Source organism: Halanaerobium congolense, assembly GCF_004366375.1.
GTDB classification, from domain to species: Bacteria; Bacillota; Halanaerobiia; order Halanaerobiales; family Halanaerobiaceae; genus Halanaerobium; species Halanaerobium congolense.
In genome coordinates this window covers 1-5478 of record NZ_SOEF01000064.1, presented here as the reverse complement: position 1 = coordinate 5478, position 5478 = coordinate 1, and the positions used below count along the sequence as shown (strand labels likewise).

Sequence of the window (5478 nt, the reverse complement as noted above, 5' to 3'; positions counted from 1 at the left end):
GTTAAATGATAATTATGGTGAGTGTTTTAATTAAAAATACAAGTATCTTAATGAAATTAACAGCTACTCACCATAATCTTTTCCTCTACATAATGGCGAAGCGAATGAATTCCAACCTCCTTATTGATCCCTGCTTTTTTACAGGCGCGCTTAAAAACTTTCTGAGCACTCCGCTTTGAAAGATGCTTTTCCTTATTCTGTCCAGGGAAAAGCCACTGTGCATCATATTTATGCACCTGAAAAGCTTTCAAATAGAGTCTGAGCTTAGTTAAAACACTTTTAGACAATAGAGTATAACGATCCTTATATCCCTTAGCAGAACGGATATAAATCAGCATTCTATCAGAATCAATATCAGAAATTTTTAGTTTTACAACTTCACTTACCCGCAGACCAGCTGAATAGGTCAAAATCAGAATTAACTGATGTTTTAAGTTATCAACTGCTGCAATAATATCCTTCACCTCTCTCTTGTTTAAAACCTTAGGCAGCTTCTTTTTCTTTTTTGGCCGCAGCAGTTTATTGTTAATTCCATCCAGCTCCAAAATTAAATTATTAAAAGTTTTAAAAGCACTGATAAACTGATTGGCATAAGAATGGGTATTATTCAGCTCATCCAAGAGATACAGTACATAATCATTAACATCAGCCATTTTTATCCTGAATAGATCTTTTTCAATATATTTAATAAATGATCTATTGTGGTTTAAATAAACCTTAATTGAGTTTTGAGAATAGCCTTTTAACTTCAGCTTTTTTTCAAATTGAGGCAAATAATAATAATTAAAATAGTCAGCAATTAATTCTGGATCAGCAAATTCTTTAATTCTTGAATCAAAAAGTAGATATTTAGCCTTAAAGATTTCTAAAAATAGGGCCAGATTGCTGTAGTTGTTTTCAAAGGTCCAGTACTTTCTTTTTGGATTCCAGCGACTCCCAGGAATTGAGTTCATTTTTCTGATCACAACTTCATCATAATCAAAACTCACACAAATTAAATTTCTACTTTTATCTAACTTTAACCTCATTTAATAAATAAGCTCCCATCTCTTATTGGTTTCCATATTCTTATATTTCTTTATCTGGCTTATTTTCCCTTTATTTTTATAAATTTATTTTTTTAATTCCTCATCAGATTATCAGCTGCCTGACCAAGGCAAGGCCTTCAATAAGATTTCTAGCCATAGCTCCCATCTCTGAGAGAGCTTTGCCGCTGACTGCACCGCCCCGCCCATACAGATCTCCTACTTTTTTGAAAATTTGCTGACATTATTTTTAAGTTCCTGATTATTCAAATTTGCTGCAGCAAAATCCTCAGCCTTAAAATGTGGAGAATGAAAATTAATGCTTTCATTTTTTTCTCCTTATAAATGTCTTAAAAAATAAATTCACACCTATTTTTCTAGTTTTTCCAGCCAGTCTACTGCAAAATCAACCATTTCTTGCTGATCAAATAATTTTGCCTCTGTCAGCCCAATTTTGGCAGTACTATATTTATATTCTGACTCATATTCCTTACCGATTGCAGGAAAGAGGTCATCATTAAATTCAATATCCTGATATTTAGTCCAGATATTTTTTCCACCTTTTAAGATTGAAGAGCCAAAAATTTTAATTTTAATCTCATGCTCAGCCCTGTATTCTGCCAGATGCAGTGAAGTATTGCTCTCATGTCTAACTCCGATTAAAAGGATTTTACCTTTTCTCCTATATATTTTAGCCAGAGGTGAATTTTCACCCAGGGCATAATCTAACTTATGATCAGCTGTAATAGCCTCAGCTTCTTTCCCCCAGGCTGCAAATGAGAGACAGGGATGATCACTCCTTACAACATTTGGAAATTTACGAAAAATTTCTGGAGTTACACCTAGTCCTCTGGTAGGAGTTACTTCTGGTCTGTAGGCAGGCATCTCGTCTCTAATTGTCTGATACCACTCTTTCGGCACCGGGGGATTCCCCCAGTATTTAGGTTCTGAAAAATCACTACTGTGAGCCGGCATGATCAGAGTTCCTTCCTCAGTAACTGCTTCCTGCAGAGCTTCAATTAAGGCCACTGCTCCTCCACAGACCCAGCCAAGTTTGCTGAGTGCAGAATGAACAATGACTACTTCCCCTTTTAAATTTAACTGTTTTAAATCATTAACCAACGATTTTTTTGTGATTGGTTTTTTAGTCTTTTCAATAATTTCTTTTTCATTCATTTTTACTGCCTCCATTATTTAATTACGTTACGTCAAATCTACACTCATAAATTTTATTATCCGTTTTATAATAAGTTATTCTTCATTAAGTTTAATCCACCTGAAAAAAGCCCATTGCTGTTCCCCTCTTATTTGCTCTTACATTTTTAATACTCAAACCCATTAATACCGGAAAAATCATTCCCTGTGAAAAACCGTTAAGCATCTGATTGAAATATAAAAGATAGAGGTGGCTGATTAAAGACACCAGCAGACTTCTGTTTTTTGCAACTTTGATTATTTCCTTTAAAGTAATTGTCTGATGGTCAATTTTTTTATTTTCATCAACCTTGAGGCTTAAAATAAAACCAATAATTACAGCTGCTGCAGTCAGTAAAAAGCTGTGACAAAAATAAACAGTCGAATATTATTCCTATCTTTTGACATTTAATTACCTCTCACTTCTAGATTAATTACCTCATTTTATAAATAAATTATGTACAGTAGTTATATTTCGTGATAGATAAATATTTTCCTTCATTAAAAAAAAGCAGACCAGTAATTTTACCGGTCTGCACTTTAAGATAATTTTTAGTTTGCTTAGATTTTTTTTAATTAATTGTTAAATTTAAATTCACCATTTTCAAAATCAACTTCTACTTTATCTCCCTCTTTAATTTTTTCTTCTAGAATCAGTATGGCCAGCTCATCTTTAATCTGATTTTGAATAACTCTTCTTAGAGGACGGGCACCATAAGCAGGATCAAAGCCGAGTTCTAAGAGCTCCTCTTTGGCTGCCTTTGTTAAATCGATTTCTATATCCTGTTCAGACAAATTATTTTGCAGATATGAGATCTGAATATCAATAATCTTAAAGATATCATCCTTAGTTAAGGAGTGGAAAATAATCTTTTCATCAATTCTATTTAAAAATTCAGGTCTAAACTGTCCCTTGAGGGCTTCATCAATTTCTTCTTTAATTTTGACTTCATTATCTAAATCCTGAATATACTGGGAGCCGACATTGGAAGTCATTATAATTACTGTATTTCTAAAGTCAACTTCCTTACCCTGACTGTCAGTTAAAACACCATCATCAAGGATCTGCAGCAGGATATTAAATACATCTGGATGAGCCTTTTCGATCTCATCAAATAAAATTACAGAATAGGGATTACGTCTGACCTTTTCTGTCAGCTGTCCACCTTCCTCAAATCCGACATAACCGGGAGGTGAACCAATAAGTTTGGAAACAGCATGTCTTTCCATGTACTCTGACATATCAATTCTGGTCAGAGCTCGCTCATCATCAAAGAGGTAGGCAGCTAGTGTTTTGGCAAGTTCTGTTTTACCAACTCCGGTTGGTCCCATAAACATAAAGGAAGCAAGGGGGCGATCTGCATCCTGGAGACCTGTGCGGGAGCGGCGAATTGCATTACTGACTGCTTTAACTGCATCATGCTGACCGACAACCCGCTTTTCTAATTCATCTTCTAAATGGATCAGCTTTTCCTTTTCTTCTTCCATCAGTTTCTGCAGTGGAATATCGGTCCAGAGGGAAACAATTTCTGCAATATCTTCTTCTGTCACCTCTTCTTTAACCAGATGGGTGGCATCTTTTTGGGACTCTTCAACTTTCTGGCTGATTTCAGCCAATTCTCTGCGCAGCTCATTTAATTTACCATAACGGAGTCGGGCTGCTTCTTCATAATTGGCCTCTCTTTCTGCAGCTTCAGCCTGATATTCTACCTGGTCAATTTTTTCTTTTAACTCCTGTATTTTAGCAAGCTGATCTTTTTCATTTTTCCACTTTAAGCGCAGGGGATCACGCTGGTCCTTTAATTCCTGCAGCTTTTCTTCAATCTCTTCTAACCGCTCCTGAGCCTCTTCTGTATCTTCATTTTTTAAGGCTTCTTTTTCCGTTTCCAGCCGTCTGACTCTGCGGTCAAGTTCATCAATTTCTATCGGCATCGAATCAATTTCAATTCTAATTTTAGAAGCCGCCTCATCAATTAAATCAATAGCTTTATCAGGCAAAAATCTTTCTGTCAGGTAGCGGTCAGAAAGTTTGGCCGCAGCTACAATTGCATTATCAGTTATTTTAATTCCATGGTGAATTTCGTATTTTTCTTTTAAACCTCTCAAAATCGAAACTGTATCTTCAATATCGGGCTCTGAAACTTGTACCGGCTGAAATCTGCGCTCTAAAGCGGCATCTTTTTCGATATGCTTTTTGTACTCAGCCAAAGTAGTTGCTCCAACACAGTGCAGTTCACCCCGGGCTAAGGCTGGTTTTAAAAGATTGGCTGCATCCATTGAACCTTCTGTTGCACCAGCTCCAACTAAGGTGTGCATTTCGTCAATGAAGAGAATTATCTGTCCTTCAGCCTTTTTAATTTCTTTTAAGACTGACTTCAATCTTTCTTCAAACTCACCTCTAAATTTAGTTCCAGCAACTAAAGAACCCATATCAAGTGAAATTACCTTCTTATTTTTTAAACCTTCTGGAACATCACCATTAATAATTCTCTGGGCCAGCCCCTCAACAATTGCAGTTTTACCTACACCCGGCTCTCCAATTAAAACCGGATTATTTTTGCGGCGGCGGGATAAAACCTGCATTACTCTTCTGATTAGATTATCACGACCGATAACAGGATCCAATTTTCCATTTTTGGCCAGCTCAGTGATGTCAATTGTATATTTTTCTAAAACATTAAAACCTTCTTCTCCCTGCTGAGAATCAATTTTGCTGCCTCCGCGGACCTCCTGAATAATCTGTTTGAGATCATTATAATTTAAATTCTTCTCGTAGAGCATTTTACCTAAATCAGTTTTGCGGTTTCTTAAAATAGCAAGCAAAAAATGCTCTGTTGAAATATACTGATCTCCAAGTCCATCTGCCTGTTTTTCTGCTTCTCTCATAATATCATTTAACTGGTGTGACATATAGGCCTGTCCGCTCTGCTCAGAATATACTTGGGGGAGTTTTTGGAGCAGGTCTTCATTTTCTGCTTTTAGCTCAGCCAGGTTTGCTTCAGCCTTCTGCAGCAGTGGAATCACAATTCCGTCATCCTGATTTAATAATGCTTTAAATAAATGAGATGGAAATATTTCCTGATGCTGGTAGTCTTTCGCAATGTTTTGTGCTTCTACCAGGCTCTGCTGTGCCTTGCGTGTGAATTTTTCCATATCCATTTTTATTCCTCCTCGTATAATATACTTAGTGATATAAAATATTCATCACTAATTTAAATAAATTTGCTTGTTTCTATTAATTTTAGATTTAGTCCCTGAT

Annotated in this window: 4 protein-coding genes; all 4 read right to left on the bottom strand. The window is 36.0% G+C overall.

Annotated features, from left to right (window positions below; all coding sequences use genetic code 11):
- Positions 1–56: 56 nt before the first annotated feature.
- Positions 57–1028: a tyrosine-type recombinase/integrase gene (locus tag C7954_RS13210; RefSeq protein ID WP_134060283.1), complete on the bottom strand. Its 972-nt coding sequence runs from the start codon at positions 1026–1028 to the stop codon at positions 57–59.
- Positions 1029–1394: 366 nt separating this feature from the next.
- Positions 1395–2201, bottom strand: a complete 807-nt coding sequence (locus C7954_RS13205) for an AAC(3) family N-acetyltransferase (protein ID WP_073160563.1) — start codon at positions 2199–2201, stop codon at positions 1395–1397.
- Positions 2202–2292: 91 nt separating this feature from the next.
- Positions 2293–2448: an MFS transporter gene (locus C7954_RS13770; RefSeq protein WP_143009705.1), complete on the bottom strand. Its 156-nt coding sequence runs from the start codon at positions 2446–2448 to the stop codon at positions 2293–2295.
- 347 nt (positions 2449–2795) lie between these two features.
- Positions 2796–5378, bottom strand: a complete 2583-nt coding sequence (gene clpB, locus C7954_RS13200; RefSeq protein WP_089722873.1) for an ATP-dependent chaperone ClpB — start codon at positions 5376–5378, stop codon at positions 2796–2798.
- Positions 5379–5478: the final 100 nt, after the last annotated feature.